The sequence below is a fragment of the Azospirillum sp. genome (assembly GCF_035628975.1).
Classification (GTDB): Bacteria; Pseudomonadota; Alphaproteobacteria; order Azospirillales; family Azospirillaceae; genus Azospirillum.
On sequence record NZ_DASPIS010000057.1, the window covers coordinates 149,058 to 176,055 of the forward strand.

Below are 26,998 nucleotides of genomic sequence, written 5' to 3' on the forward strand. Positions count from 1 at the left end.
AAGCCTGCATCGTGGCAGTGGGGCAACCTCGCCCCCGCGGCGTATCGCCTGATCATGGCCGACCCGCCGTGGCGCTTCTACAACCGCTCCGCTAAGGGCGAGGGCAAGAACCCGGTGGCGCATTACGCCTGCATGCCGGTGGACGCCATCAAGGCTCTGCCGGTGCAGCAGCTCGCCAACCCGCGGGGCTGCCTGCTGTGGATGTGGGGCACATGGGCGATGCTGCCCCAGGCCATCGCCGTGGGGGAGGTGTGGGGCTTCCGGTACGTCACCGGCTTCCCCTGGGTGAAGCGCACCCCCTCCGGCAAGCTGGCCTTCGGCCCCGGCTATGTCGTCCGGGTCTCGACCGAGCATGTCACCTTGTGGGCCATCGGTGAACCGCCTTATGGGCCGGGCTGCACGTCGGAACGCGGCATCCTGCTGGACGGTGGCGACGCTCTGGACGCGGTCACGCGCGAGCATTCCCGGAAGCCTGATGAGCAATACGCCATGGCGCGCCGGCTGATCCCCAGCGGTCCCGCGTGCGAGCTATTCGCCCGCCAATCCTGGCTGGGCTTCGACGTCTGGGGGAACCAGACGGACAAATTCACGGCGGACGCCGGGGAGGTGGGTTCATGACCCGCTGGCACCCCTCCGCGCCTCCCCCCGCCCCCCTCACAAATTGGGCGCCCGATGGGCGTGCCAGAGGCTTTCAGGTGCGTGATGCCCGATGACGGTTCCAAGATCGTGCCGGCGGACCTGCCCGACACGCTGGAAGACCTGCGACAGCAGATCGACGGCGCGGTCGTGGTCGATGCCGGCACGGGCGGCAGTGGCGTCGCCCAGCCGCCGGACGATGACGAGGGTGAACCGCCGCCTGACCGAGAGCTTGCAACTTACGATAAGTCTGACAAGGGCAATGGGGAGCGGCTGATTCAGCGGTTCGGCCGTGACCTTGTCTTCGTCGATCAGAACGGCTGGGCGGTCTGGGACGGGAAGCGCTTCGGCTACGAGCTGGGCGAGGCGGCAGCCACGAAGCTGTGCCACCGCATGGTGGAGAAGCTGCGGGACGAGGTGAAGGAGCTGCGCGACCTGGGGCCGCCGCCGGCACCTCCGACCGAGACCGAAGAGCTTGATCCGAATGTCCAGGGCAAGCTGCGGCTGGAACGCATCAAGGACTGGGAACGCGGCCTGAAGGCGTTCGAGCAATTCGCCGTGAAGAGCGGCGACACGCCGAAGGTGAAGGGCGCGCTGGAACAGGCCAAGCCCTACCTGTCGAAGCCGATGCGGGCGATGGACGCGCACCCCTGGTTGCTGACGGCTGAGAACGGCACGCTGGACCTGCGCCAGAAGCCGGAAAGCCGTGACCAGATGCACCTGGGCGGCTTCCGCAAGGCGAACCTGATCACCCGGCTTGCCGGTGCCGCCTTCAACCCACAGGCGAGTGCGCCGCAGTTCGACCGTTTCATCAAGCGCATTCTTCCAGATGAAGATGTGAGGAAATTCGTGCAAAAGCTGCTTGGATACTGCCTAACGGGCGACACATCTGAACAGATATTTGTCATCTTCTACGGCACCGGCAAGAACGGCAAGTCGAAGCTGGTTGACCTGATCCGGAAGGTTTTCGGGGACTATGCCGCCACCATCCCGGTGGGCGTCTTCCTCGACGGAAAGGACAAGAAGGCGGACGGGCCGAAGCCTTCCATCGCCAAGCTGCCGGGCGTGCGGTTGGTGCTGATGAACGAGCCGGACAAGGGTGAGGCCCTGTCGGAAGGTCTGGTCAAAGAGGTGACCGGCGGCGAACCGATGGAGACGCGCAAGCTCAACAAGGACCCGTTCGAGTTCCGGCCGGAGTTCACGCCGATCATGGTCACCAACCATCGGCCGATCATCCGGGGACAGGACGTGGGCATCTGGCGCCGCGTGATCCTGGTGCCGTTCGAAGTCTTCATCACCCCGGATGAGCGCGACCCGCACATCCTTGACAAGCTGGTCGCGGAGAAGGACGGGGTCTTGAACTGGCTGCTGGATGGGCTGTGGCTGTGGTTGGAAGAGGGCCTGGACCCGCCCGAGAAGATCATGGCAGCGGTCGAAGAGTACCGGCGCGATCAGGACCCGCTGGGCGACTTCCTCGAAGCGGAGACGGCGGCCCTGCGGGATCGGCGCGTCACGGCTACGGCGCTGTACGAAGCCTACACGAAGTGGTGCGAAAGAAATGCACAAGAACCTCTCAAACAAAACGGGTTCGGGCGAAAAATGAAGGATCGCGGCTTCCGCACAGTCAAGAGTTGCGGCGTGAACGAGTATGTGGGGCTGTGCCTGCTGGACGGGCTGCCCCAGAACGTCGATGCCCCGCCCCCCGAACTCTGACGGGACAGGGAGCAATCGACCCCAGAGGGAGCAATCGCGGGCATGGCTACCTTGGGGAAAGGCGCGGAAATGCTGGGTTTAGGGAGCATAGGGAGGATAGGGAGCGATTTTCGGGGGTCTCACATATGTGTGTGCGCGGGGGCGTGCGGGCGCGTATGGCAGACCTCCGATTATTGCTCCCTATCCTCCCTATCCTCCCTAAAACGAGATTTTCCAAGGGGTTCAGAGAGGGAGCATTCCCGCCGGGCGGGGAGCAACAGGGAGCATTCGGGCATGGATGGCGGAGCGGTGATACCGGGCAGGGGTGAAGGCGACAGTGACGGGCTGATCACCGGCCGGCTGCGCGACCTGCCGGAGCGGGGCGACCCGGCGGTGCCGGGGCTGGTGTGTGGGCGCGGTTGGGTGGCGCTGATGTATGCCCGTGGCCGGATGGACGTGGCGCAGCTCGCTGCTGCCGTCGACATCGGCCGTGGGTTGGCGACCGAGATCGGGACGGCGTCGGGGCTGCGGGCGATTGATCCGTCGCGGCTGGCGGTCGACGGCGGCAACCGCACCAGCCCGCCGCTGGCTCCGTCCGGCGGCACCGTATCGTGGGCGGTGTCGGCTCCGGCGCGACGGGTGGCGGAGTGGCGGGCGGCGGTGCGCGCATCCGGCAAGGCGGGGCTGCTGCGCGGCCGGCATGACGCGCTCTATCTCGACGTGGTCACGGTCAAGGTGCTGACCGGTGAAGCGTCACCGGCCGCGCTGGACAAGCTTCTGGGTGTGCGGGAAGACCGGACCCGCGACGCGGTGTTGAAGGTGCTGGCGGGCTACGCCGCAACATTTGGTCTCGCTGTGCCAAAAAATCCCTCTTGACGGACACGGGCGGTTTTCTGTTAGCTTCCCCACTAGATTGAGTTAGTGCGCCCGGCCGGGGTAACCCGAGCCGGGCGCACTGCGTTTCAACCCTCCCCGATATGCCCTGGAAGCCAAAAAAACCCTGCGCCCGTCCCGGCTGCGGTCGTCTGACCGATAGCCGCTTCTGCGATGCCCACGCTGCCGAAGACCGCCAACGCCACGACCGCGCCCGTCAAGAAGCGCAGCCGTGGCGCGGCTGGTACAAGGTCAAGTCGTGGCTGGACATCCGAGCGTGGCGGCTGTCGGTGGAGCCGCTGTGCCGCATGTGCGGGGAGCACGGCTTAACCGTCGCGGCGACTGTGGTCGACCACATCAAGCCGCACCACGGCGACCGCGCGCTGTTCTTCAGCCGCGACAACACCCAAAGCCTGTGCAAGCCCTGCCACGACGGGCCGAAACAGGCGGCGGAGCGGGCGGCGGCCCGCGCTGGGCAGCCGGCTCCCGGCCGGTGCCCCCGGCGGATGGGGGGAGTCTGATCCTTGGGACCTTTCGCCCCACGGACCGGTGCCTTAACCCCGCGCGCACGTTCGCGAAATTGGGAAATAACTTTTTTTTCTGAGCCAAGGCGGTGACGAGAGGAAGGAAGCCAAAGGCGGAGGCGTTGAATGCCCTCGCCGGCAACCCCGGACGGCGCAAGCGAGCGGCGGCCCCGGCGACGGAGGCCCCGCCTGCCGTCGCGTCGACGGAGCCGGCATCGGAGTTCGCGCCTCCCGCCTCCCTGACCAAGGGCGAGCGGGAGGTGTGGCTGGAAGAGCTGCCGCGCTTCCTGTCCACCGGCCTGGGGCGTCCGTCCGACCTGACCACCTTCCGCGCCTACTGCGAGGCCCGCGCTCTGTATCTGCGCTGCAAGAAGGTGGTCGACCGCAAGGGCATCACCTACACGACCGAGACGGGCTATGTGCGCACCCGGCCGGAGGTGGGCGTGATGAACGCCCAAGCCCGGCTGATGGCGAAGTACAGCGACCAGTTGACCCAGAACACCAAGGCCCGGATCAGCACCGCGGCGCAGCTCGGCGCCGCGCGCCAGTACCAGTTGCCGCTCCCCGATGCGCCGTCCCCCACGGCGCATTCGTCCGATGCCCCCAAGCCCCAGGCGAATCATGACGATCCAGTCGGCTGGCTCCAGTGATGCCGTGACCGTCACCCCGCCCACTGAGGCGGAGGTGATCGCGTTTGCGGAAGCCCACGCCGCCGCCGTGGTGGACCGGCTCTGGGAGCGCTATGCCAACGATCCCCGCTTCGTCTTCGACAAGGCTGCGGCGGACAAGGCATGCGATTTCTTCCCCACCTTCCTGCGGCATTCGAAGGGCCGGCTGGCCGGCAAGCCCTTCCACCTGAAGTACTGGCAGCGCCGCGTCGTCAGCATCATCTTCGGCTTCAAGTGGGCATCCACCGGCCGGCGGGTGGTGCGGCGGGCGTACCTGTTCATCGCCCGCAAGAACGGCAAGAGCACCTTCGCCGCCGGTCTGGCGCTGCTGCTGCTGCTGGCCGGCGAGCGGTCGGCCGAAATCTATTCCGCCGCCGCAGACCGCGAACAGGCCAGCATCGTCTTCCGCGAGGCGGCCAGCATGGTGCTGGCTTCGCCCCAGCTTTCGCGCGCCTGCGAGGTGTTCAAGCGGTCCGTCATCTGCGCCCGGCTGATGGCGAGCTACGGCGTTCTGTCGTCCGACGCGGAGACGAAGCACGGGCTGAACCCCTCCGGCATCATCTTCGACGAACTGCACACCCAGCCGAACCGGGATCTGCTGGACGTTCTGCACACCGCGGTGGGCGCCCGCGAAGAGCCGTTGGAGGCGCTGATGACCACGGCGGGTTCCCGCCGTCAGGGCATCTGCTGGGAGGTGCATGAACAGGCTGTGCGGGTGCGTGACGGCGTCGATGACGATCCGTCACTGCTGCCCATCCTGTTCATGGCGGACGAGGCGGACGACTGGACCGATCCGCGCACCTGGGCGAAGGCCAACCCGTCCGTGGGCGATGCCGTGTCGCTCGAATACCTGATGCAGGAATGCGCCCACGCCAAGCGGGTGCCGGGCTACGAGAACACCTTTAAGCGCCTGCATCTGAACATGTGGACGCAGCAGGACACCCGCTGGCTGCCGATGGCCGATTGGCGGCAATGCGTCGGCCCGGTCGGCTGGAAGGAACTGCCCCGCTTCCTGTTTGGCCGTCCGTGCTTCGGCGCGCTGGACCTGTCCAGCACCACCGACATCACCGCCTGGTTGAAGCTGTTCCCGCCGCAGGGCGACGACGATCCGTGGTTCGTCGTGCCCCGTTTCTTCGTGCCGGAACGCAACATCGACCTGCGGTCTCGCCGGGACCGGGTGCCGTATGACCTATGGGCGCGGGATAAGGCCATGACCGCCACCCCCGGCAACGTGGTGGACTATGGCGCGGTCGAAGCGGCGATCCGCGAGGATGCGGGCGCCTACAGCCTGATCGAAGCCCCCTATGACCGCTGGAACGCGACCCAGCTCGTCACCAACCTGACGGCGGACGGTCTGCCGATGGTGCCGTTCGGGCAGGGCTTCGCATCGATGTCGGCTCCGGCCAAGCGCTTCGAAGCCATGGTCGTGGGGCACGAGCTGGCGCACGGCGGCCACCCGGTGCTGGACTGGATGGCGGAGAACGTCGCCATCGACCGGGACGCCGCCGACAACATCAAGCCGAACAAGGCGACCAGCGGCGAGCGCATCGACGGCATTGTCGCCGCCGTCATGGCGCTTGGCCGCGCCATCGTCTTCCACGCCGATGGCGGCACAGAGATCGACTACCAGTCCGGTGGCATGTTCGGGTGATGGGAGCAGAAGCCGCATGAAGAAGACGAAGCGGAACGGCCCCCGCCGCCACCGGGCCGAAATCACCGAACCCACGGATCTGCAAACCGTGATCAGTCAGCTTCTGGGGGGCTACACGTCGGCGTCGGGCGCTGCCGTAACGGTGGATTCCGCCCAGCGCTTCGCCGCGGTGGCCGCCTGTGTGCGTGTGCTGACCAACAGCATCGCGCACCTTCCCCTGGTGCTGTTCCGGAAAACCTCTTCGGAGCGGCAGCCGGCCACCGACCTGCCGGTTTACCGCCTGCTGCACGACCGCCCGAACGAATGGCAGACCAGCTTCCAGTGGCGGAAGCTGAAGCAGCGCGATTTGCTGTACCGGGGCAATGCTTTCTCGTTGAAGGTCCGTGGCTTCCGGGGTGATGTCCAAGAGCTGCTACGCCTGCATCCGGATCGTGTCCAGCCCAAGCAAGACGAGCGCACCCTCGCCGTTTCCTACGTCTACACCCGTGCCGATGGACGGCGGGTGGAGTTGGCGCGTCAGGACGTCCTGCATCTCTGGTCGGACAGTGATGATGGCGTGACCGGCCTTAACCCAATTCGGCTCCATCGCGAGACCATCGGCGACGGTCTGGCAATGCGTGAGCACGGGTCGCGCTTCTTCTCAAACGGGGCAAAGCCCCTTGGCATCCTTCAGGCCGCCGGAAAGATCGGCAACAAGGCGGAGATGCGGCAGGACTTCGAATCCCTCTATGCCGGTGGGCAGAACGCGCACCGGGTGGCGATCTTGGATCAAGGGGTTGAGTACAAGCCTGTCAGCATTTCCATGGAAGACGCGCAGTATCTTGAAGGCCGGAAATTCAACCGTTCGGAAATCGCAGGCATCTTCGGCGTTCCGCCGCACAAGATCGCGGACCTTGACCGTTCCACGAACAACAACATCGAGCACCAAGCGCTTGAATTCGTCACCGACAGCTTGGCCCCCTGGCTGGTTTGCTGGGAGCAATGCATTGGACGTGACTTGCTCGACAACGACCCGTCTTTGTACGTGAAACACAACGTCGATGCCCTGTTGCGTGGCGACAGCAAGAGCCGGGCCGAAGCTCTGCAAATCCAGCGTCGCAACGGCGTCATCAATGCAAACGAGTGGCGGGCGCTGGAAGACCGCAACCCGCGAACGGACCTGGGCGGCGACGAATTCATCGTCGAGGGGAACATGGTCCGGCAAACCGGCGGCATGCCGGTCGAACCCGGAGGCACCCAGTCATGAATCACTTCGCCATCTTCAACCGCATCGACGCTCCCGAGGGTCTGACGCAAACGCGCAGGCCCTTTTTCAATCGTGCTGCCGGCCGTGACTTTGCGGTCAACGCATCTGGCGACCGAACCGAAATCACCCTCTACGACGAAATCGGCATGTGGGGGGTCAGTGCGTCCGATCTGCGCGCCCAGCTCGCCGGCATCAGGGGTGGCACGATCCACCTGAAGATCAATTCGCCCGGTGGTGACGTGTTCGACGGCATCGCCATGCACAACGATCTGAAGGCCCATCCGGCCCGTGTCGAAGTCGAGGTGGTCGGTCTTGCCGCTTCGGCGGCGAGCCTGATCGCGATGGCCGGCGACCATATCACGGTGCCATCCAACGCTTTCCTGATGATCCACAACGCCTGGACCGTGGTGGCCGGTGACCGCAGGGCCATGACCGAAGCGTCCGGGGTGCTGGAGCAGATCGATACCGCTCTGGCGAAAACCTATGCGGAGCGAACCGGTCAGGACGCTGCCGCCGTTCGCGCCATGATGGATGCGGAAACCTGGATGAGCGGCGATCAGGCCGTCGAGCTGGGCTTTGCCCAGGCCAAGGGTGGCGAGACCCCCGCCCAGGCGGCCTTCGATCTGACCGTCTTCGCCAACGTGCCGGCCGCGCTTCGGGCGCTTCAGGTTGGCCCGGCCAACACCAAACGGGATTTCGAGCGGGTGCTCACGCGTGACGCTGGGCTGTCCCGCTCCCAGGCTCGGGCGCTGCTGCGCTCCGGCCTTTCTGCCGTCGAAGCCATGCAGGACGCTGGTGAAGACGACGCTGAACTGACCGCCGCCCTCGCGCGGCTCCACGCGACCATCAAGAGGTAAGAACCCATGCAGACGCTTCTCGACATCAAGCGGGGCAGTTCGCTCGCCGTCTTCGCCGGCCCGGCTGCCCCGCACAACAACCCGACCAATCCGGTGGAACTGGTTGCCGCCATCGGGACGGCCTTCGAAGAGTTCAAGGCCGCGAACGATCAGCGCCTTGCGGAGATTGAGAAGGGCGGACAGGCCCTTCCCGAGACCCTCGCCAAGGTGGACAAGATCAACGCTGCCATCACCGAGCTTCAGGCGGCGCTGGACAAGCAGGCAAAGGACATCGGCCGTCTGACCGTCGGTGGCGGCAACGGCGATCCGCAAGGCAACGATCTGCGCAACGAAGCCCGCCTGTTCATCGCCGCCCGCACCGGCAAGCCGGTCGAGGCTGTGCCCGAAGGCGACGTGGAGCGCTACAACGCCTACACCGCTGCCTTCCTCGCCCATGTCCGCCGGGGCGGTGCCAATGGCGAGCTGCTGCCGGAAGGCATGCGCAATGAGCTGTCGTACGGTTCGGACCCGGACGGCGGTCTGTGGGTTCCGGCCAGCATGGACAGCAATGTCCGCACCCGGCTGTTCGAGACCTCCCCCGTTCGCAGCATCGCCGACAACATCACCATCACCACCGATGCCTATGAGTTCCCGTATGACAAGGACGAGGCATCCACCGGGGGCTGGGTCAGCGAGAAGGACAGCCGTTCGGAGACCGGCACGCCGCAGGTCGGTTCCCACCGCATCCCGGTGCATGAGCAGTATGCCGAGCCGCACATCACCCAGCGCCTGCTGGACGATGCGGCGGTGAACGTCGAGGCGTGGCTGTCGGGCAAGATCGCGGACAAGCTGATCCGGGTGGAGAACACCGCGTTCGTGCTGGGCGACGGCGTCGGCAAGCCCCGCGGCTTCCTCAGCTATGGTGCCAATGCGGTGACCACGAAGGACACCAGCCGGCCGTGGGGCAAGCTTCAGTACATCGCGACCGGGAAGGCGGGTGGCTTTGCCGACACCAATCCCGGTGACAAGATGATCGATCTCGTCCATGCGCTCCATCCGGCTTACCGGACGGGGGCTGTCTGGACGATGAACCGGGCGACTGTGGCGGAAGTGCGCAAGCTGAAGGACGGTGACGGCAACTATCTGTGGTCGATGGGAAACATCGCCGCCGGCCAGCCTCAGTCGCTGCTGGGGTATGGCATCGAAGAGTTGGAGGATATGCCAGACATCGCCGCCAACGCCTTCCCCATCGGCTTCGGCAATTTCAAGGTCGGCTACATCGTCGTGGACCGGCAGGGCATCCGGGTGCTGCGCGATCCCTACACCGACAAGCGGTTCGTGAAGTTCTACACGACCAAGCGCGTCGGCGGCGACGTTCAAAACTTCGATGCGATCAAGCTGCTGAAGTTCGCGGCAAGCTGATCCATCCCCATCACCGCTATCTCTGCAAAGCCGGCGCCCTTCGTGGCGCCGCTTCGCTTTCCGGCCTGAAGGAGGCCAACGCATGCGCGACCTGATGAACCATATCCACCCCCTGCGGGCCATCAGCCCGCAGGCTGCTGGGACGGACAACACCGCCTTCGTCTCCCAGATCATCGACGTGCAGGGCTTTGACAGCCTGACGTTCGTGATCCTCTCGGGAGCGCTGACGGACACGAACGCCACCTTCGCTGTGCTGGTCGAGCATGGCGATGACGCGGCCCTGTCGGATGCCATGGCGGTTCCCGACGATAACCTGCTGGGAACCGAAGTGCTCGCCGACATGACCTATGCCGACGACAGCGAGACCCGCAAGATCGGTTACCTGGGCAGCAAGCGGTATGTCCGCCTGACCGTCACCCCCTCCGGCAACGACAGCGGCAACGTCTATCTGGCGGCCATCGCCGTTCTGGGGCATCCGCAGCTCGTCCCGACGCCCAATCCGCCGGTCTGATCTGTGTGGGGGTGCTGTCCGGCACCCCCGTTTCTCTTGGAGCGCTCTCCATGACGATCATCACCCTGGATGAAGCCAAGGCACATCTGCGCGTCGACGGCGACGCCGACGACGCAGACATCACGCTGAAGTTGATGGCGGCCGAAGGTGCCGTAGCGGAGTCGCTGAACCGATCTGTGCCTTGGACGGACGAGGCCGGCGCGGAGGTGCCTGTTCCTGCCCCGGTCAAGGCCGCTGTCCTGCTGATCCTGGGCGACCTCTACGCCACCAGAGAGGCGGCGGTGACGGGAACCATTCGCACGGAAAACCAAACCGTTGAATGGCTGCTGTCCCCCTACCGCAAGTGGTCGTTCGCATGACTGGGGCCAAGACCGGTGCGGGCGCTCTCGACCAGCGCATCCGCATCGAGACCAAGAGCCGGGTCGCCGATGGCGGCGGCGGTGCCGTCGAAGCCTGGGTGCCGGTGGCGACTGTCTGGGCGCAGGTCTGGCCGGTGTCGGGGCAGGAACGCGCCGATGCGCAGCAGCTCCAAGCCGCCACCATGATGCGCTTCAAGCTGCGCCACCGCCGCGACCTGACCGACGGCATGCGGATCGTCTGGAACGGGCGGGCGCACAACGTCCGCTTCATCGCCGATGCCGGGCCGCGCTCCGGCTTCCTCACCATCGACGCCGAAGCAGGGGTCGCGATCTGATGGCTAGAAAATCCGCCGTGTCGGGCGGCCGGGCGCTCCGCGCCGCGTTGCGCAAGCTGCCGATCGACATCAAGGACGGCGTCACCCAGGCCATTGCCCAGGCTGGGGCCGCGATCTTCACCGATGCCCTGGCTGCCGCTCCCGGCCCGGAACATCCCTATGCCACGGGCGAGCTGAAGCGGAAGCTGCGGCTCATGATCAGCCGGAACGGCCTTCAAGCCCGCGTCGGGTCCTGGGGCAAGCGCCGCGCCCGGCACATCCATCTGGTGGAGTTCGGTGCGGCCCCGCACGACATCCGGATGCCGGACGGCGGGGTGATCCACCATCCCGGTGCGCCGGCCCAGCCCTTCCTGTTCCCGGCCTACCGCCGACACCGGGCGCACAGCGTCAAGCTGATCCGCGCCGCGGTGAACGAGGCGCTGTCGCGTGCCGCCGCCCGGCAAGGGGGCAAGCCGTGAGCGCCGCATCCTGGCCGCTCCAGAAGGCCCTGTTCACCGCGCTGACGGCGGCGCTGGGCGATGCCGTGCCGGTGCTGGACGACGTGCCGCAAGGGCAGGCCTTCCCCTATGTCGTGATCGGCGAAGACACCGTCACCGACTGGCCGATGCTGGGCGATGACGAAGCCGAAGAGATCGACACCGTCATCCACGTCTGGAGCCGCTACTCCGGCAAGCGTGAGGTGAAGGAGCTGATGGGCACCATCAAGGCAGCGCTGCACCAGCAGCCGCTCCCGGTCGACGGTCCGCAACTGGTGACCCTGCGCTTCGCCTTCGAAGCCGTCTTCTTGGAGCCGGACGGGCTGACCCGTCACGGCGTGATCCGCTTCCGCGCTCTGCTTCAGAGCGCCTGACCGTCTTCGGCATTGCCGGAGCTTCCGGGCCGCCCATGGGGCGGCTCTTTTTCTGAGGAGAACCCCCATGGGTGCGATTTCCACCGCAAAGATGAAGGTCTTCATCGAAGCCGGTACCGCCGCCGACACGCTGGCCGAGTTCGATGCGCTGACCTGGGTGCGCGTCGGCAACCTACTGGACGTCGGCGAGTTCGGCGCGCAGTTCCAGGAAGTGACTTACACCACCATCGACGACGGCATCGTTCGCCGCCTGAAGGGCGCGCTGGACAACGGCACCTTCTCCATCACCGTCGCCCGCAACCCGGAAGACGAAGGTCAGGGCGACGTGCTGGTCGGTCTCGACAGCTACGAGAACGTGAACATCAAGGTCGAGATGAACGACAAGCCGGCCGGAGCAGGTGCCAAGCCGACCCGCTTCTTCTTCCCGGCGAAAATCTTCTCCTACAAGAACCAGTTCGGCGACGCCAATCAGGTCGTGAAGGCCGTGATCAATATCGGCATCGACGGCGGGATCATCGAAGGCGCCCGCGGGGTCGCCTGACGGCACACCGCCGGCCGGGGCAGCGCTCCGGTGGCGGTTCAGCGGGCCGGTGGCGTGTCAGGGCGCCACCGGCCTTTTTCATCCGCCCTGACACTCTTCCCCCTGACCAAGAGGAAATTCGACCATGTCCAAGCTGAACTCCGGCACCGTCACCATCACCCTCGACGGCGAAAAGGTCGTGCTGAAGCCGACCCCGCGCGCCGCGATGGCGATCAGCAACCACTTCACCGGCCTTCAGGGTGCCGTGCCGCGCGTCGCCGGCCATGACATCGCCGCCGCCTCCTTCATCATCGCGGCCGGTGCCGGCATCAAGGGCGAGGCTGCCAAGGGCCTGAACGACAAGGTCTTCACCGCCGGCATCAGCGATCTGGCCGCCCCCCTGATCGAGTTCATCGTCATCCTGATGAACGGCGGCAAGCGCCCGGACGACATGCCGTCCACCGAGGACAACGAGGACGATGAGGGAAACGGCGAGGCCTGACCCTCGACGCGTATCTGGAACAACTCTTCAAGTACGCGACGGGATGGCTCGGATGGGTGCCGGATGTCTTCTGGGACACTCCCATTCCCCAGATCGAGCTGGCCCTGGATGGTCGCGTCGACTTCCTGAAGAAGACCAACCCTTGGGGCGCGGCGAAGGAGGAAACCCCTGCCGCCGCCTCCGAGGAAGAAGCCGCCGACCGGCTGATCGCCATCCTCCGGAGCAGTCCACGCTACCGGAAGCCGACAGCCTGAGTCCGACCCGCAGGGCGCCCGGTCATGCCGTGGCGCCCTTCCTCCATCCGGAATCCATCCATGGCTGAACTCGAAGGCCTTTCCGTCTCTCTGACCGCCGATACCGGCGGGCTGGACCGCGGCATGCGGTCGGCGGAGCAGTCGGTTGCCCGCGCCGAACGGGCGCTGACGGCTTCCGCCGGCCGGATGGATCAGGCGATGGCGCAGGTCAACCGCTCCGCGTCCCTGGTGACGCAGCGGCTCACCCAGTTCGCCGCCGTGATCGGGGTTGGCGGCCTCGCTGCCATGGCGGCCAAGACCCTCACCTATGCCGAAGCCTGGACCCAGGTCGGCAACCGCCTGCGGCTGGTGTCGCAGGATGCCGGCCAGATGAAGGCGACGCAGGAACAGCTCTTTCAGGCCGCCCAGAAGGCGGGCGTGTCGATGGCATCAGTGGTGGACGTCTACAGCCGCGCCTCCCAGGCGGCGGGCGAGCTGGGCGCGTCCCAGGAACAACTGACCCGCTTCTCCGGTGGCGTCGCCCAGGCGCTTGCCGTTTCCGCCACCAGTGCCGACGCAGCATCCGGGGCGACGCAGCAGCTCGGGCAGTTGCTCGGCTCCACCCGCGTCCAGGCGGAGGAATTCAACTCCATCCTTGATGGTGCCCCGCGGGTGGCGAAGGCGGTCGCCGATGGGCTGACCGAAGCGGGTGGCTCCGTCTCGCGGCTGAAACAGCTCATCAACGACGGCAAGGTCACCAACAAGCAGTTCTTCGACGCCTTCCTTGCGCAGATTCCGAAAATCCAGGCGGAGTTCGACAAGACGGTGCCGACCATTGCCCGGTCGCTCGCCACCCTCGACAACGCCATGGGCAAGCTGATCGGCGAGGCGAACGAAGCAGGCGGTGCCACCACGACCTTGGCCCGCGGCATCCAGGCGCTGGGCGAGAACCTGAACGCCGTCGCCACCGGGGTGACGGCGGTCGGCACGGCCATGGCAAGCGTCTATGTGGCGCGCGGGCTGGTGCCGGCAATCGCCGCCGGGCTGGAGTTCGCCAAGGCGCAGATTGCGCTTCGCGGCGAGCTGGTGCGGAACACCGGCCATATCTTTCAGAAGGAGGCGGCGCTTCGGGCCGGGGCTGCTGCTGCCGCCCAGGCCGCCGCCGCCGATCTGGCCGCCGCCGAAGCGGCTGCGGTCAAGGCCCGATCCGATCTGGCCGCCCGTGCCGCTCAGTATGAAGCGGCGGTGGCGCTGGATGCCGCCATCGGCAAGACCGCCCGCCTCGTCCAGGCGGAAGAGGCTTTGGCAGCGGCCCGCCTCGCCCGCGCCGCTGCCGACGAACGCGTCGCGCAGACCTCCATCGCCGTCAACATGGCGTCGCAGGCGCAGGCTTCCGCCATCGCCCGCACCACCGCTGCCGCGACCCTGCTGTCGCGGGCGGGGGCCGGGCTGTCCTCACTGCTGGGGCTGGTGGGTGGCCCATGGGGTGCGGCCTTCCTGGCGGCGGGGGCAGCGGTCGCGTATCTGGCGACCCGGACGTCGGAAGCCGACAAGGCGCAGGAACTCTACAATCGCACGCTGACCGAAGGTCGCCGCCGCATCGACGAATTGACCGGCGCGTCGCGCGAGCGGGCCAACCAGTTGAGGGAAGAGCAGCGGAACGAACTGAGTGCGGCGCAGGCGGCGGCCGATGCTGCTGCGCAAAAGGTCGCTGCCCTTCAGGCGCTGATTGCCGAACAGCGCGCCTCTGCCGATCCGTCCGAAGCCGGCGGAACCGCTGGCATGTTCTCCAACCTCTTCGGCAACGGCGATGCAGGGTTGAAGAGGTTGGAAGCGCAACTCGCCGCCGCGCGCAAGCAAGTGGAAGCCACTGCCGCCGTGCTCGACGGCATGATGTCGGTGTCGCAGAAGACCGGCGACGCGGTTGGGCTGGAGCTGGCGAGCAAGCTGTCCCGCGGCACCGCCGCCTTCAACGCGCTGAATACCGCAACGGGGGATGCGCTGAAGCAGGCCGGGCTGACCGTCCAGTCGGGCCGGCTGATGACCAACGAGCAGGCCGAAACCGAAAAGGCGGTCACCGCACTGGGGCAGGCGCTGAAGGCCGGGTCGGGACTCCTCCGCACCTATGGCACCGATGCCCAGCAGATCGCCGGCATCATGGCCGCGCTGAAGCTGAAGATCGATCCCGTCGCATCGGCCATCGCCGACATGAACCGCGAACTGGCCCAGGCCGGGGCGGCGGAGGGTGCCGCCCGCACGGCGCTGACCGTGCTTCAGGGCATCAATCAGCAGCGGGAGAAGGAAGGCAAGGCCCCGCTGACCACGGTCAGTCCGGAGTATCTGCAACTGCTGGGCAAGGCGCAGGAGGTGGAAACCAAGCGGGTGGAAGCCGCCACCGCCGCCCGCGCCAAGGTGCTTGACCTCGACAAGCAGATCGCACGGGCGCAGGCCGCCGGCAACGCTGCCCAGGTTGCCGATCTGAACCGCCAGAAGGCGGTGGAGCAGATGGTGGCCCGCGGTACAGACCGGAAGGTTGCCGAAGCCAATGCCGCCCAGGATTACGCCGTCGCCATCGCCGAAGCCGGTGCAGCCGCCGGTCAGGCCGGCAAGGATATCTTGCTGGCCGCCGATGCCCAGATGGTCATGGCGCAGGCCGCCGGGCTGGGCGAGGCTGCAACGCGACAGGCGGCCTATGCCACCAAGCTGGCCCAGGAAGCCGCCAAGGGGAACGGCAACGTCATGGCGGTTGCCGCCGCCAACCGCCGGGAAGAGGCCGCGGCCATCGTTCAGATCCGGAATGAGACGGTCCGGACGCTGGAGTTGGAGACGGCGAACACCAACGCGCTGACGCTTGCCATGGCGTCCGGCGGTGCGGCGGTGCGGGTGGCGCAGGAAGAGGAATACAAGCTCGCCCTGATCCGCAAGCTCGGCGCCGACGCCACTGTCGCCGGCACCGAAGCCCAAAAGGCGCTGAACGATGCGATGGACGCCTACCGGAAGAACCGGGCGGCCAACGACAACAACCGGCTTCAGCAGGAACGCCAGAGCGCCAACGACAACCTTGCCCTTGCCCAGCGTGAGTTGGAGTTGATGGGGCAGGCGGAGCCGGTGCGTGAGCGGGCCATGACCGCCCTGCGCAACCAGCAGGAAGCCGCCCGCAAGGTGGCGGAACTGGGCGAGGATGGGGCGCGGCAGTGGCTGGCGTGGCAGGAACAGATCGCCGACAAGCGGGCGATGATCGACTATCTGAAGGCGGTCCAAGCCACAGCCAAGGAAATCAGCGGCGACATCTCGGAGGCGCTGTACGACCGGCTGATGGACCCAGGCAAGGCCACCAGCGTGGTGGACGTCTTCAAGTCCATCTTCAAGCGCATCGCCATCGCCGCCCTGGAAGCCAACATCGTCCTGCCCATCGTCACCCAGGTCGTGGGCGCGATGCCGTCGCTGTTCGGCATCACCGCGCCGTCTGGGGCTACGGGCGCGGCGGGCACTGCCACCAACAGCCTGACCGGCAGCCTGACCAACACCGCCGTGTCGAAGGCCGGCGGCTGGGCTATGGACAAGCTGGGGCTGACTGGCGGCATTACCAACGCCATCGACAAGTTCGGCTACTCGACCCTGGGAATCGGCACGATGGCCGGCACCCAGGGAACCATGATGACCACCACAGCCGGCGGGCTGGCTGCCGACATCGGCGTCATGCCGACGCTGGGCGGTGTCAGCAACGCGGCGGCGACCGGAAGCACCACGGTCGGCGGCATCACGGGCGGCCTCTCGGCCTACCTGAGTGCCGCCGGGGCCGGTGCCCTGGGCGGCGGTCTGGTCGGCGGCTGGCTCGGCACCAAGACCAACAGCAAGGTCGTGGGCGGGGCTGCTGGCGCTCTGGCCGGTGCCGGGGCGGGCTACCTCTCGACCGTCATCGGCCTGTCGTCGCTGGGCGGGCCGGTGGGAGCGGCCATCGGTGCCGTGGTCGGTCTGATCATGGGCATGATCGGCACCCAGAAGGCATCCGTCGGTCCCACCGCATCGGCGGACATCACCATCAATGCCGGCGGCAAGAGCGCCACGGCGGGCAACTTCCAGGTCGACAACGACGGCAAGATCGAAGATGCCCAGAAGCTGGGCACCGCCTTCAGCACGATCTTCACCGCGGCAGCGGCCGGCGGCGGCACGCTGAAGCAGGATTTCGGCATCGGCCAGACCGCGGCCAAGGGCCTCTACGTCGGCGGCAGCGTACCCTACAAGGAGTTCGGCACAGGGGACGACGCGCTGGGCAACCTGCTGCGCTACACCCTGCTTGAAGCCGGCGGCCTGACCAACGCCGGGGCTGCCGTCACCAAGGCCATTCGGAACACCAAGGCGACCAGCTACGAGGATGCCGCCAAGGACATCGCGCTGGGTGCCGGCATCGATGCCGGCACCACCGCCCTGGCCGCCCTCGACAAGTCGCTCGCCAGCTTCACCAAGGCGGCCAAGGAAGCGACCGCCGAATCGCTGAAGCCGATGCTGGACGAACTGGAGCGGGCGAAGGGGCTGGACCTGGGCAGCGAGTATGTGAGGCTCGCCACCGATCAGTTGAACGCTTACCTCGACCAGCTCCGCAACCCGCCGGACTATACCCAGGCCGAACAGGACATGGCCGCCCTGACCGGCCAGTTCCAGGCGCTGCGGGAGGCCTATCAGCAGCTCAACCCAGCCCTGGCTGCCACTGTCGATCAGATCGAGGCGGAGACCCGCGCCCGCATCAAGGCGAGTGTGCAGGACGATGCCAACCGCCAGCTCAATACGGCGCTGGGCCGGGACTACCTCAACTCCATCAACGATCTGATGAAGACGCGGGACATCAACGCCCGCAACCTGACCGCGGTCGGTCTCAGCACCCAACGCGCCACCGAGATTTTCGACGCCTCGCTGAAATCCTTGCTGACCGGCTTGGACGCCTCGCAGCTCGACATCGTCGCGGCCAGCTTCTCCGACGATATCCACGACCTGGCTGTTTCGCTGCGGGATGCGGCTTCGGCGACAACGGAGGCTGCGCAGGCGCTCGCCAGCTATCAGGCAGACATCAACAGCCGGATGTACGCTACGCTCGGTCGTGACCGCGACTCCGCTCTGCTGGCGCTGCAACAGCAACAGGCCAAGGAACTGGCCGATGCCAAGGCGGCAGGCTACAGCACCGACCTGCTGCGGCAGGTGCAGGCGGCCGAATATGCCGCGCAGGCATTCAGCCTCGCGCAGGCCGATGTGCTGGCCGCCTACGATGCCCAGATCACCGCGCAACAGGCGCTGGTCGAAAGCCTGGAAGCGGGCGCGCAGGCGGCACAACAGTTCCGGCAGGCCTATGATGCACTTGCCGTCAACGACAACAGCCCGCTGAACGCCCGCGACCGGTTGGCTGAAGCCCGCCGGCAGTTTGAGGCTGCCTATCAGACGGCCAAAAGCCCCGCCGCCAGCGAGGCGGAGAAGACGGCGGCGCTCGCCACCCTTCAGCAGCTCGGCCCGGCGCTGGTGCAGCTCGCCAAGGGCTTCTTCGGCTCGACCGACACCAGCGACTATGACCGGGTGCGGCAGGTCTTTGCCGAGTTCGGCGGTCTCCAGGCGCAGGGTGTGGACACCGCCCAGCAGCAACTCGACACCGCAAATGCTGCGCTGAAGGAGCTTCAGCGCCAGCGGGCGGAAGCCGCCAGCCTGGGGCAGAAGCAATATGGGGCGCTGGTCGACCTCAACAGCATCATGAGCCAGAGCTATGCCGTGTGGCAGGCGGCGCTGACCCCGCTGCAACAGCTGACCGGCACCAAGTCGAGCGCAACCCTGTCGGAAATGCTCGCGGGCCTGTCGACCGGAACCCTGCCGGGGATCATGACCTGGGCGCGGGCGCAGGGACCGGACACCGCCTATCAGGTTCTGCGTGCCGCCGACGAACGGCTGGACTGGGGCAACAACCCCTTCCGCTACACCGCTTCGGCTGACGTGGCGGCACTGGGCGACAAGGTTCCCACGGAGGACTGGCTGTCGATCCTGCGGTCGGTCGGCTACACCGGCGAGGCTAACCCATGGACGGTCAATAGCTGGCTGGCTGCCTATGGCAAGGCGGACGCCTACGAAGCCGCCATGCGGAGTTGGGCGCGCGAGCGGGGCATTCCCGGCTATGCGGTGGGCACCCCGTCCGCCTTGCCGGGGTTGGCTTGGGTGGGCGAGCGCGGACCAGAGCTGGTGCGGATGGCCGGGGGCGAGCGGGTCTATCCGCACGAAACCTCGCTGGCGATGGCGCGGCGCTTCCAGGCGGCAAATGACCGCTGGGGCGCCAACGTCACCGCCCTCCGCGCGCCCAGCATCCCCCCCATCGTCATCAACACCGCAGGGCTGGAGCAGCGGCTCGACCGTGCGGTCGCCGTGCTGGAGCGCATCCTTGGCGCTATCGAAGACGGAGACGATGAGACGGTGTCGGCCATCTCCAACCTTGCCAAGCGCCTCGTCCGCACCGCTGCGCCGGTCGGTCAGCGGCGTGCCGTGAACGGGTGATCCAATGCCCTACCTGATGCGTGCAGAGCCGTACGACGCCAGCATAGGCGCTGTGCGGCCTCTCTTCTTCTCCGACCTTGGCTTCACCTCCGAGCCGGCGGACAGTCCGTCCAACACCTATTTCGTCCGCCGTATCGAAACCCCTCTGGCGGTTCGCCGCTCGCTCTTCAGCGGCTCTGCCATCGGCGGCTATTCGGAAACCAGCTTCGGCTCCGCCACCCTCGCCAATGACGACGGCAAGCTGGATTGGCTGTCCGATCTGGACTGGGATGGCCGGCTGGTGGAGATCCTGTACAGCCCGCAGGAGCGGCCTGCCCTGGCTGACTTCACCGTCCTGTTCTCCGGTGCGGCCGAACAGTTGGTGCCGGGCGATGAAATCGAAATCCAGCTGCGTGACCTGCTGGTGCTGCTGGACGTGCCGGCCTCGCGCGGGCAGTTCGGCGGAACCGGCGGGGTCGATGGCACCGCAGAGCTGAGGGGGCGGGACAAGCCCTGGCTGATCGGCCGGCGGCGGCAGATAGAGCCAGTGCTGATCAATGCGGCGAACAACGTCTACATGGTCGATCCGGCCGGCTTCAGCTCCCTGTTGGCGGCCCGCGACATGGGCGTCACCTATCCGGCTGCGGTGGGGGATTTCGCCTCCTATACCGCCCTGGTGGCGGCCTCGCTGACCGGCACCAACGTCGCGACATCCAAGACGGCCGGACTGATCCGTCTGGGGCAGAAACCGAATGGGCGCTTCACCATCGACGCGGAGGGGGTGAAGGTCTCCGGTGCCTGGGTTTATCGCTTCGCCGATCTGGTGCGCCATGTCGTCACCAGCATGACGACGGTCACCGGGGCAAGCCTGCTGGACGTGTCCTTCGCCGCCTTCAATGGGCTTCAGCCGGCGGTGCTGGGCTACTGGTGTGACGGGTCCAGCGTGCCCAAGGTGCGCGACGTAATCGACCAGCTCGCCGACTCGGTCGGGGCCTACTGGGGCTTCGGTGAAGACCGCCTGCTGTCGCTGGGCCGTTACGATGGTCCGGCCGCAACGGCGGACTTTGAGTTCACAGAACGCACCATCATCGACCTGACGCCGCGCCCGGTGGATCGACGGATGAAGGCGCTGAAGCTGGGCTACCGCCCCTTCGGTGTGATCTTCACCGCTGACGAGTTGGACAGGGTCAACGTTAGCGCTGCCGATCTGGAGGCCTTCCAGAACGAATACCGCTGGACCGCGGTGGCGACCAACGCTGCCGCCGCTGGCGCCTCGCTGCTGGCAACGGAAGAGGAGGGCAAGACCCTCTTCGATACCGAAGTGGCGGCCACGGCAGAGCGTGACCGCCGGCTTTCCCTCTTCAGCGCTAAGCGCAAGGCCTTCGACGTGGTCGTGCCGCTGACCCCCGGCCTTACGGTGGGGCACACGGTGAAGCTGACCGACTCGCGTTTCGGCCTCTCCGGTGGCTGGCGTGGGCTGGTGCTGGAAATCGAGCGCGACGCCAACGACGAAACCCTCAAGATGACGGTGCAGGGATGAAGCCGCTTCATGTCCTCTGGAAGAAGCCTAGCGATGGCGGGGCCTTCGACGGTGGCGCTTGGGTTGATGGTGGGGGGCTGGCGCTGTCCAACCTCGCGACCCAGGACGTGATGGAACTGGCCCGCTCCATTGGTACAGCCGAAGCGGCGACATGGTGGCGGCTTGACCTCGGACGGTTGGTACCGCTGTCGATGTTCGCTGTGCTCAACCACAACGGCACCCAGACCGCGCGTCGCCGGCATGTTGTCTCCAACCACGCGGACGGCAGCTCGCCGGTCTATGACACCGGCTTCGAGCTGATGTGGACGCCGACCGAAGTGTGGGGCCAGCAGCCCTTCGGCGCATTTCCATTCTCCGGCATCGACATAGGGGCTTATCCCGGCGGCACGGTCGATCTGCATGTCGCCCCGTCGACCGTCTATGGCCGCTATCTCTTCACCTATGTGTCCGACGCGACAAACCCGGCCGGTTACTTCCAGGCCGGACGTTTCATGGCCGGCGAGGCCTCCCAGCACAAGATGGCGTTTGGGGTGAAGGTGCGGTCGGTGGACCCCAGCGAGTGCCGCCGCACGCGTGGCGGGCTGCGGCTGGTGCGCAGGCGGCCCGGCTACCGGGAAGTATCTATCACCTTCGAGCACATGACCGAAGCGGAAGCCTATGCCACCGGCTTCGAAATCGATCGTCAGTTGGGCAAGTCCGGGGACTTCCTTCTGGTCTACGACCCTGACGATGCGCCGTCCGTGCGTTTTCGGCGCACCGTCTACGCCGCCCTGACGGAGACGGTTGGCATCACCACTACCACCGCCACCATGCCCCGCCGCTACGGCTGGGGCATCAACGCTGAGGAGCTGATCTGAGATGGCGACCTTCAACGGTGTGCCCTACACCTTTGCCAGCTTCGCCCCCTATGCCTACGCGACGATCTGGGATCAGTTCTGGGACAACGTCCTGGTAGAACTGACGAACCGGGCAGCAGCGTTGGGTGCGGCGGTGCCAGCCATTACCAATGTCTGGAATGCCGATACGGCGGATGCCAATCCTGGCAGCGGCGCGGTGCGCGTGAACGCCGCCACCGTAGCGACTGCGACACAGGTCTATGTGTCCACTGCCGATGCTGCTGGTGCCGATGTGTCCGCCGTCATTGGTCTGTTCGACGACAGCACTTCGACGGCCAAGGGGCTGCTGCGGATCGGGCATCGGACAGATGCCACCAAGTGGGCACTCTTCACCGTCACCGGAGCTGTGACGGTCGCCGCAGGCTACTGCAAGGTGCCCGTGAGCTATATGGCGGGGCCGGGCGGGTTTTCCGCTGCTGATCCGGTGGCAGTGGGCTTTTTTCGGACCGGTGACACCACGCGGTGGTTGTCCGGTGCCGGGGCGCCAGCTGCCGGCCTGGGCAACGATGGTGATCAGTACCTCAACACGACCAATGGCGACGTTTACGCCAAGGTGGCTGGCGCCTGGGGCGCCCCCGTGGGCAATATCCGCGGTCCGGCTGGGCTGAATGGCACAAATGGAGCCAACGGCGCGGATGGGCTGATGGCGGCTGCGACGAATGCCGAGACCGCAACAGGGACGGCAACCGACAAAGCAGTGACGCCGGCCGGCGCGGTGGCGACCTTCCTCAAGCTGGCCGGCGGCACCTTGACGGGATGGTTGCAAACCTATGCTGGCGTTGACAAGGACACGCTGGGTCTGCGGATTGGCGAGGCAACGAGCGGCTTCTATCGGTCGGCGGCGGGTGTGCTGGGCTTCGTCGTCGGTGGCGTCGAGGTGTTCCGCACCGCGGCCAGTGGTGTGCTGACCTTCATGAAGCCGCCGCGTACCAGCTTGGTATCTCTGGCGGCGGTCGGAAATACCTTCACCTCCGATTGCGATGCGGGCATCGATTTCGACTGCGGCGTTATCTCTGCCAATTCGATCATCGCCAATCCGCTCAATCCACCGGCTGCGGGTAGCAATACCGTCCACTCACTAACCATCAAATGGACGCAGGATGGCATTGGTGGCCGCACGATGAGCTTTGGCGCCAACTGCATCAACATCGGCGGAACCTCCGCAAACACAGCAGCGGGTAAGACCAATTTCGCGACGGGCAAGGTCTACCCGGACGGAAAGTTTTACTATTCCATTGTAAAGCAGGCCTCCTAGCCATGCTGATCCGTCCGAACACCAGAAAGCTGATCCTGCCCGGCATGCCGGAGTGGCAGGACGACAGGCAAACGCTTTGCAACCTGTTCGATGAATTGCTGATGGGTGCTGGGAAGTCTTCCGGTATTTGGACCGTCAAGCTTTGGGGGGCGGCGGGCGGCAATGTTCTCGCCACTGGCGGTAAGGGTGGTTTTGTATCCGGCACGGTGTCGCTCAAATCCGGCGACGTGCTCGACATCTACGTCGGCAATGGCGGCGCGGCAGAGACCCAAGGTTACGTCCCGTCGGCTGGTGGAGCCACGCCGGACCCCAACGGCGGCAGCGGCGGCATCGGCGGGTACGCCTTCCCGCCTCTGACTGCTGGCGCCGGCGGTGGGGCGAGAACGTCGCTCTACCTGAACAGTGTGCTTCTTGCCGTGGCCGGCGGTGGCGGTGGTGCGGGAAACCGCAACGTCGGCCCTAACGGCTTCGATGCCGGCGGGTTGACGGGCGTGGGGTGGTTGGGCGGCACGCAAACCGGCCCTGGCCCTGGCGGGGGAACTTCTGAGGCGCCCGGCCAGCCAGGGCAAGGGCCGAACGGCGGTGCGAGCCCGCCATGGGGCGATAGCGTCGGCGGCGGCGGTGGCGGCGGCTATTGGGGTGGCGGTGGCGGCGGCTCGGCTGGTGGCGGGCAAAGCGGCGGCGGTGGCGGGTCGAGCTATTCCGGGCTGTTGGGCAACGCCGTCAACATAACCGGGCCAAACAGCACAGACCCGCATTTCGGCAACAATGCAGCCACGCCGGCGGCTACCAGTTACACGCGCGGTGGCCCTGGCCGTTGTGTGCTCATTTCGCCAACCGGGCAAGTTTATGTCTTCGACTACACCGGGTCTGGTGTGCGGTTTACCGTGCCATAATGGGGGACAAGATGGGAATGCTTCCTGCGGCCATTGTCGCTGACAATCGTATCATTGCGACTTACTACACGGCTGAACCGATCACTTATGGTGATGGAGACGACGCAATCAACCATCCGCGCGAAGTGTGGGTTCATTGGACAAGAGAGGACTGGGCGGCTATGTGCCCATCGTGGCGCGTGCTGCCGCTGATCGACACGCCGCCATCTGGGATCGGCAAGCGGGTGGAGCGTCTGCCGCAAGACGAATGGGTCGTCGGGGCTGGTGCCGTCGCGGTGGCGTATCGGCTTTTGCCTCTGACCGCCCATGAAGAGACTGCGCAGGCAGCGGAGGCCCGCACCAAGCGGGTGGCTGAAATTAACGCAGAGCGAGACCGCCGGTTGGCCGAAGGCGCTCCGTACCAGACCAAGCGGATTGACGTGTCGGACCGTGGCCGCGCTGACCTTGGCGGCATGGCAATTGCGGCGGTGCTGGCGCAAAGCGGCACCGTGCCGTGGACTGAAGGCTATTCCACCGGTTGGATCACGATGGACAACACGCGCCTCCCCCTGCCGACACCGGCCGCTGGGCTGGCTCTGTCGGCCGCTGTTGGGGACTGGTACGGGCGCATGATGCAGTTCGCTCGCGACTTGAAGGACGAGGTGCTGACCAGCCCAGACCCTGACGCTGTCTCCATCGCCAATGGCTGGCCGGAATGATCGGGCGCTATGCGCTGAACGTCGCTGTTGCCGTCGATCAGCTGGCCAATGCGGTCCTGGGCGGCGACTGCGACGAAACCCTGTCGTCGCGGCTGGGCAAGGCGCAGCGCGGTGACTTCGGGCCGGGCTGGCGCTGGATCACCGCCCCGATCCGCTGGGCAGTGGATGCAGTGTTCCGCGTCGCTTTCGGCCAGTCGGGGCACTGTGCGTCCAGCATCGAAGAGGACGAGGGCATGCGCGATCTGCTGCGCTGACCCCGTCCGCGACAACACTCCAAACCTAAGATCACACAGGCGCCCATAGGGCGCTTTTTTCATGCGCGGAGGGCATTGTGACCATTCTTCGGGCTATTACTTACGCCGGCTCTGTGCTGGTGACCTGTGGTGCCGCTATGGCGACCACTGACCCGCCCCCCCTCGACCAGTTAGCTGGGAAGCTCAACCGCTTTCTTGACCTGCTGGAGCGCGGCGGCACTGCCGTGGTGGCGCTGGAGCTGGTGCTAGGCGTTGCCTTCCTCGCCGCCCTGGCCGCTGTCGTGCTCGTCCTCGTCACCGTGGTCCAGGCGCTGCCGCGGGCCGCCCGGCCACTGGCCGATGCCTACGCCACCATGCGAGGCGGTGCGACTCGGCGCGAAGAACGACTGCGCGCGGAGAATGTCGCGCTCGCCCGCGAGTTGGACGCGATCCGGGCGCAGCTCGTGGGGCTGGAGCATCGCGACGAAGAGAAGTCCCGCATCATCGTCGCCTTGGTCGATCAGCTCGCCGCGCTGGGGGTGGACGTGGCCGCCCTCCGTGCGATGGCCCCCCGCGCCCTGGCGGATGTCGAGGTGGATCATGCCTCCGCCGCATGACGCCGTGCAGCAGCTCGCGGCGCGCGTGCTGATGGACTGCAGCGGGGATGAAGCCCTCGCCCGTCTCACGCTCGCCCGCCTGCTTCTCGCCGCCAACAGCGGCATGTCCGCCGGTTTCCTCCGGCTTGGCCCTCCACTCCGTCAGTGAAGGAATTCGACCAATGACCCAGTCTCCCCCGCTCCCCGCCATGACGGCGCGGGAGGTGATCGCCCGCACCCTGTGGGGTGAAGCACGCGGCGAAGGCCGCAATGGCATGGCCGCCGTTGCCTGCGTCATCCAGAACCGGGTGCGCAATCCGCGCTGGTGGGGCAGCTCCCCCATCACCGTGTGCCTGAAGCCCTATCAGTTTTCCTGCTGGCTGGCGGACGATCCCAACCGGGCCAAGCTGTTGGCGGTGACCGACCGCGATGCCAGCTATCGCGCGGCACTGGAGATTGCCGATTCGCTGCTGTCCGGCCGGCTGGCAGAGGTCACCAACGGTGCTGACCACTACCACACCGCCGGAGTGTCGCCGGCATGGTCGGGCGGCAAGAAACCGGTCGCCGTGATCGGCAATCACCGCTTCTTCCGGCTGGAGCTGAAGTAGCTCGCCTGATCCTGCCCGCACCCCTGATCCACCGTTCTGCCGCCTGCATTCCGCCGTGCGGCATTTTTGATGCCCAAAGGAGGGGCACAACCATGAAGACCATCAACATGCAGCGCCTGAAGGAACCCAGCACCTATGCCGGTCTCGCCAGCATCCTGGGCGGAGTCGGGATGATCGCTTCGTCCCCGTGGGTGACGGCGGCGGCCAGCGTTGCCGATGCCGCCGCCCAGGGCGCGGCTTCCGGTCAGGGATGGCTGGGCATTGGTCTGGCGGTGCTGGGTGCTGCTGCCTCGCTGGCTAAAGACCCGGCAAGTCCACGCTGACGAACAAGGTAGGGGTGACGTTTGGTCGCCCAAACTGCCTGCGCCCGGCTAGACCCGGTACGCGCCAGCATAGTGGTAGCTGGAAGCGGCTTCGGCGACCTTGGGGATGCCAGCCTCGGCCGCCGGGCCGCACAGCTCCGCCATTATGGCGGGCTGGGCGTTGGCCGACTTTATCAAGAACCAAAAATGGACGCGCGAAAGCGTAACTCCTCACCCAGCTGGCGCCAGCTTAGCCATTAAGCGACGAGGAAGGTGCCGTCGATGAGGTTGCGGATGGCGGTCCAGGCGAACTGGCCTTGGCGGCGCGCGGTTCCGGTGACGGAGCGATAGCCGGCGTGGATGCCCGGCCCCCAGTCGGACCGGAAGCCGTTGGTGACCTTGCGGAAGATCACGGACGGGCGGATTTCCTGCTCACTGCAGTTGTTGGTGGGCGGCACGCGGCGGTCGCTGAGGAAGACGAAGAACTTGCCACGCCACGCCTTGACCTGGCGCTGCAACTCGCGCCCGGCCGGATGGGCGGCGGGCACACCGAGCAGCGCATCGAGGCGGCGCTCGGCTTTGGCGGCGTAAGCAGCGAGCGTGCTGTCCTTCAGC

At 66.5% G+C, this 26,998-nt stretch carries 29 protein-coding genes; 28 read left to right on the forward strand and 1 reads right to left on the reverse strand.

Annotated elements, in window-relative coordinates; genetic code table 11:
• Positions 1 to 54 precede the first annotated feature (54 nt).
• The 28 genes from VD964_RS13475 to VD964_RS13610 all read left to right on the forward strand — a co-directional run bounded on the left by VD964_RS13475 (position 55) and on the right by VD964_RS13610 (position 26,404).
• Positions 55 to 618, forward strand: a complete 564-nt coding sequence (locus VD964_RS13475) for an MT-A70 family methyltransferase (RefSeq protein ID WP_324869083.1) — start codon at positions 55 to 57, stop codon at positions 616 to 618.
• A gap of 84 nt (positions 619 to 702) precedes the next feature.
• Positions 703 to 2,349, forward strand: a complete 1,647-nt coding sequence (locus VD964_RS13480) for a phage/plasmid primase, P4 family (RefSeq protein WP_324869113.1) — start codon at positions 703 to 705, stop codon at positions 2,347 to 2,349.
• Between the two features lie 273 nt (positions 2,350 to 2,622).
• Positions 2,623 to 3,204 carry a hypothetical protein gene (locus tag VD964_RS13485; protein WP_324869084.1) on the forward strand — a complete coding sequence of 194 codons (582 nt, stop codon included), beginning with the start codon at positions 2,623 to 2,625 and terminating at the stop codon, positions 3,202 to 3,204.
• A 101-nt stretch (positions 3,205 to 3,305) separates the two neighbouring features.
• Positions 3,306 to 3,722, forward strand: coding sequence for an HNH endonuclease (locus VD964_RS13490; protein WP_324869085.1), 417 nt, complete (start codon positions 3,306 to 3,308; stop codon positions 3,720 to 3,722).
• 125 nt (positions 3,723 to 3,847) lie between these two features.
• The gene (locus tag VD964_RS13495; protein ID WP_324869086.1) at positions 3,848 to 4,375 is read left to right on the forward strand and encodes a P27 family phage terminase small subunit; all 528 of its coding nucleotides are present in this window, start codon (positions 3,848 to 3,850) and stop codon (positions 4,373 to 4,375) included.
• The gene (locus VD964_RS13500) at positions 4,347 to 6,044 is read left to right on the forward strand and encodes a terminase large subunit (RefSeq protein WP_324869087.1); all 1,698 of its coding nucleotides are present in this window, start codon (positions 4,347 to 4,349) and stop codon (positions 6,042 to 6,044) included. Before VD964_RS13495 ends, VD964_RS13500 begins: the two co-directional genes overlap by 29 nt.
• 16 nt (positions 6,045 to 6,060) lie before the next feature.
• Complete coding sequence (locus VD964_RS13505) at positions 6,061 to 7,290, forward strand: phage portal protein (protein WP_324869088.1); 1,230 nt, start codon at positions 6,061 to 6,063, stop codon at positions 7,288 to 7,290.
• Complete coding sequence (locus VD964_RS13510; RefSeq protein ID WP_324869089.1) at positions 7,287 to 8,147, forward strand: head maturation protease, ClpP-related; 861 nt, start codon at positions 7,287 to 7,289, stop codon at positions 8,145 to 8,147. The genes VD964_RS13505 and VD964_RS13510 overlap by 4 nt, the downstream gene beginning before the upstream one ends.
• A 6-nt stretch (positions 8,148 to 8,153) precedes the next feature.
• Positions 8,154 to 9,548, forward strand: a complete 1,395-nt coding sequence (locus tag VD964_RS13515) for a phage major capsid protein (RefSeq protein WP_324869090.1) — start codon at positions 8,154 to 8,156, stop codon at positions 9,546 to 9,548.
• 82 nt (positions 9,549 to 9,630) lie between these two features.
• Positions 9,631 to 10,059, forward strand: a complete 429-nt coding sequence (locus tag VD964_RS13520) for a hypothetical protein (RefSeq protein ID WP_324869091.1) — start codon at positions 9,631 to 9,633, stop codon at positions 10,057 to 10,059.
• Between the two features lie 50 nt (positions 10,060 to 10,109).
• Positions 10,110 to 10,418, forward strand: coding sequence for a head-tail connector protein (locus VD964_RS13525; protein WP_324869092.1), 309 nt, complete (start codon positions 10,110 to 10,112; stop codon positions 10,416 to 10,418).
• Positions 10,415 to 10,753, forward strand: a complete 339-nt coding sequence (locus VD964_RS13530) for a phage head closure protein (RefSeq protein ID WP_324869093.1) — start codon at positions 10,415 to 10,417, stop codon at positions 10,751 to 10,753. Before VD964_RS13525 ends, VD964_RS13530 begins: the two co-directional genes overlap by 4 nt.
• Positions 10,753 to 11,211, forward strand: coding sequence for a hypothetical protein (locus VD964_RS13535; protein ID WP_324869094.1), 459 nt, complete (start codon positions 10,753 to 10,755; stop codon positions 11,209 to 11,211). Before VD964_RS13530 ends, VD964_RS13535 begins: the two co-directional genes overlap by 1 nt.
• Positions 11,208 to 11,603: a DUF3168 domain-containing protein gene (locus tag VD964_RS13540; RefSeq protein ID WP_324869095.1), complete on the forward strand. Its 396-nt coding sequence runs from the start codon at positions 11,208 to 11,210 to the stop codon at positions 11,601 to 11,603. Before VD964_RS13535 ends, VD964_RS13540 begins: the two co-directional genes overlap by 4 nt.
• A 67-nt stretch (positions 11,604 to 11,670) precedes the next feature.
• A complete protein-coding gene (locus VD964_RS13545) occupies positions 11,671 to 12,144 on the forward strand; it encodes a hypothetical protein (protein WP_324869096.1) in 474 nt (157 codons plus the stop codon).
• Between the two features lie 124 nt (positions 12,145 to 12,268).
• Entirely contained in the window at positions 12,269 to 12,625 is a 357-nt protein-coding gene (locus VD964_RS13550; RefSeq protein WP_324869097.1) for a hypothetical protein, read from the forward strand.
• A gap of 56 nt (positions 12,626 to 12,681) precedes the next feature.
• Positions 12,682 to 12,879, forward strand: a complete 198-nt coding sequence (locus tag VD964_RS13555; protein ID WP_324869098.1) for a hypothetical protein — start codon at positions 12,682 to 12,684, stop codon at positions 12,877 to 12,879.
• A 60-nt stretch (positions 12,880 to 12,939) separates the two neighbouring features.
• Positions 12,940 to 19,380, forward strand: a complete 6,441-nt coding sequence (locus tag VD964_RS13560; RefSeq protein ID WP_324869099.1) for a tape measure protein — start codon at positions 12,940 to 12,942, stop codon at positions 19,378 to 19,380.
• 4 nt (positions 19,381 to 19,384) lie between these two features.
• A complete protein-coding gene (locus tag VD964_RS13565; protein ID WP_324869100.1) occupies positions 19,385 to 20,899 on the forward strand; it encodes a hypothetical protein in 1,515 nt (504 codons plus the stop codon).
• Complete coding sequence (locus tag VD964_RS13570; RefSeq protein ID WP_324869101.1) at positions 20,896 to 21,756, forward strand: hypothetical protein; 861 nt, start codon at positions 20,896 to 20,898, stop codon at positions 21,754 to 21,756. The genes VD964_RS13565 and VD964_RS13570 overlap by 4 nt, the downstream gene beginning before the upstream one ends.
• Position 21,757: 1 nt before the next feature.
• Positions 21,758 to 23,050, forward strand: coding sequence for a hypothetical protein (locus VD964_RS13575; RefSeq protein ID WP_324869102.1), 1,293 nt, complete (start codon positions 21,758 to 21,760; stop codon positions 23,048 to 23,050).
• A 2-nt stretch (positions 23,051 to 23,052) separates the two neighbouring features.
• Positions 23,053 to 23,946, forward strand: coding sequence for a glycine-rich protein (locus VD964_RS13580; protein ID WP_324869103.1), 894 nt, complete (start codon positions 23,053 to 23,055; stop codon positions 23,944 to 23,946).
• 17 nt (positions 23,947 to 23,963) lie between these two features.
• Entirely contained in the window at positions 23,964 to 24,644 is a 681-nt protein-coding gene (locus tag VD964_RS13585; protein ID WP_324869104.1) for a hypothetical protein, read from the forward strand.
• A complete protein-coding gene (locus VD964_RS13590; protein ID WP_324869105.1) occupies positions 24,641 to 24,898 on the forward strand; it encodes a hypothetical protein in 258 nt (85 codons plus the stop codon). The genes VD964_RS13585 and VD964_RS13590 overlap by 4 nt, the downstream gene beginning before the upstream one ends.
• A gap of 137 nt (positions 24,899 to 25,035) precedes the next feature.
• Positions 25,036 to 25,494 carry a hypothetical protein gene (locus VD964_RS13595; protein ID WP_324869106.1) on the forward strand — a complete coding sequence of 153 codons (459 nt, stop codon included), beginning with the start codon at positions 25,036 to 25,038 and terminating at the stop codon, positions 25,492 to 25,494.
• Positions 25,478 to 25,642 (forward strand): hypothetical protein, encoded by a 165-nt coding sequence (locus VD964_RS13600; RefSeq protein ID WP_324869107.1) that lies wholly within the window; start codon positions 25,478 to 25,480, stop codon positions 25,640 to 25,642. The genes VD964_RS13595 and VD964_RS13600 overlap by 17 nt, the downstream gene beginning before the upstream one ends.
• Positions 25,643 to 25,655: 13 nt before the next feature.
• On the forward strand, positions 25,656 to 26,081 hold the full coding sequence (locus tag VD964_RS13605) for a cell wall hydrolase (protein WP_324869108.1): 426 nt from the start codon (positions 25,656 to 25,658) through the stop codon (positions 26,079 to 26,081).
• A 92-nt stretch (positions 26,082 to 26,173) separates the two neighbouring features.
• Positions 26,174 to 26,404, forward strand: coding sequence for a hypothetical protein (locus VD964_RS13610; protein WP_324869109.1), 231 nt, complete (start codon positions 26,174 to 26,176; stop codon positions 26,402 to 26,404).
• A gap of 236 nt (positions 26,405 to 26,640) precedes the next feature.
• Here VD964_RS13610 and VD964_RS13615 read toward each other — a convergent pair.
• Positions 26,641 to 26,998, reverse strand: a 358-nt coding sequence (locus VD964_RS13615; RefSeq protein ID WP_324869110.1) for an IS66 family transposase, incomplete at its 5' end; no start/stop codon positions are given.

Bases quoted from the DNA above. Each gene is read 5' to 3' on its own strand.
- VD964_RS13560 (WP_324869099.1), top strand. From the start codon at position 12,940: ATGGCTGAACTCGAAGGCCTTTCCGTCTCTCTGACCGCCGATACCGGC.
- VD964_RS13580 (WP_324869103.1), top strand. From the start codon at position 23,053: ATGCTGATCCGTCCGAACACCAGAAAGCTGATCCTGCCCGGCATGCCG.
- VD964_RS13590 (WP_324869105.1), top strand. From the start codon at position 24,641: ATGATCGGGCGCTATGCGCTGAACGTCGCTGTTGCCGTCGATCAGCTG.
- VD964_RS13520 (WP_324869091.1), top strand. From the start codon at position 9,631: ATGCGCGACCTGATGAACCATATCCACCCCCTGCGGGCCATCAGCCCG.
- VD964_RS13545 (WP_324869096.1), top strand. From the start codon at position 11,671: ATGGGTGCGATTTCCACCGCAAAGATGAAGGTCTTCATCGAAGCCGGT.
- VD964_RS13585 (WP_324869104.1), top strand. From the start codon at position 23,964: ATGCTTCCTGCGGCCATTGTCGCTGACAATCGTATCATTGCGACTTAC.
- VD964_RS13595 (WP_324869106.1), top strand. From the start codon at position 25,036: ATGGCGACCACTGACCCGCCCCCCCTCGACCAGTTAGCTGGGAAGCTC.
- VD964_RS13535 (WP_324869094.1), top strand. From the start codon at position 10,753: ATGGCTAGAAAATCCGCCGTGTCGGGCGGCCGGGCGCTCCGCGCCGCG.
- VD964_RS13500 (WP_324869087.1), top strand. From the start codon at position 4,347: ATGACGATCCAGTCGGCTGGCTCCAGTGATGCCGTGACCGTCACCCCG.
- VD964_RS13575 (WP_324869102.1), top strand. From the start codon at position 21,758: ATGGCGACCTTCAACGGTGTGCCCTACACCTTTGCCAGCTTCGCCCCC.
- VD964_RS13525 (WP_324869092.1), top strand. From the start codon at position 10,110: ATGACGATCATCACCCTGGATGAAGCCAAGGCACATCTGCGCGTCGAC.
- VD964_RS13570 (WP_324869101.1), top strand. From the start codon at position 20,896: ATGAAGCCGCTTCATGTCCTCTGGAAGAAGCCTAGCGATGGCGGGGCC.
- VD964_RS13475 (WP_324869083.1), top strand. From the start codon at position 55: ATGGCCGACCCGCCGTGGCGCTTCTACAACCGCTCCGCTAAGGGCGAG.
- VD964_RS13515 (WP_324869090.1), top strand. From the start codon at position 8,154: ATGCAGACGCTTCTCGACATCAAGCGGGGCAGTTCGCTCGCCGTCTTC.
- VD964_RS13480 (WP_324869113.1), top strand. From the start codon at position 703: ATGCCCGATGACGGTTCCAAGATCGTGCCGGCGGACCTGCCCGACACG.
- VD964_RS13605 (WP_324869108.1), top strand. From the start codon at position 25,656: ATGACCCAGTCTCCCCCGCTCCCCGCCATGACGGCGCGGGAGGTGATC.
- VD964_RS13490 (WP_324869085.1), top strand. From the start codon at position 3,306: ATGCCCTGGAAGCCAAAAAAACCCTGCGCCCGTCCCGGCTGCGGTCGT.
- VD964_RS13505 (WP_324869088.1), top strand. From the start codon at position 6,061: ATGAAGAAGACGAAGCGGAACGGCCCCCGCCGCCACCGGGCCGAAATC.
- VD964_RS13610 (WP_324869109.1), top strand. From the start codon at position 26,174: ATGAAGACCATCAACATGCAGCGCCTGAAGGAACCCAGCACCTATGCC.
- VD964_RS13565 (WP_324869100.1), top strand. From the start codon at position 19,385: ATGCCCTACCTGATGCGTGCAGAGCCGTACGACGCCAGCATAGGCGCT.
- VD964_RS13510 (WP_324869089.1), top strand. From the start codon at position 7,287: ATGAATCACTTCGCCATCTTCAACCGCATCGACGCTCCCGAGGGTCTG.
- VD964_RS13530 (WP_324869093.1), top strand. From the start codon at position 10,415: ATGACTGGGGCCAAGACCGGTGCGGGCGCTCTCGACCAGCGCATCCGC.
- VD964_RS13485 (WP_324869084.1), top strand. From the start codon at position 2,623: ATGGATGGCGGAGCGGTGATACCGGGCAGGGGTGAAGGCGACAGTGAC.
- VD964_RS13550 (WP_324869097.1), top strand. From the start codon at position 12,269: ATGTCCAAGCTGAACTCCGGCACCGTCACCATCACCCTCGACGGCGAA.
- VD964_RS13600 (WP_324869107.1), top strand. From the start codon at position 25,478: ATGCCTCCGCCGCATGACGCCGTGCAGCAGCTCGCGGCGCGCGTGCTG.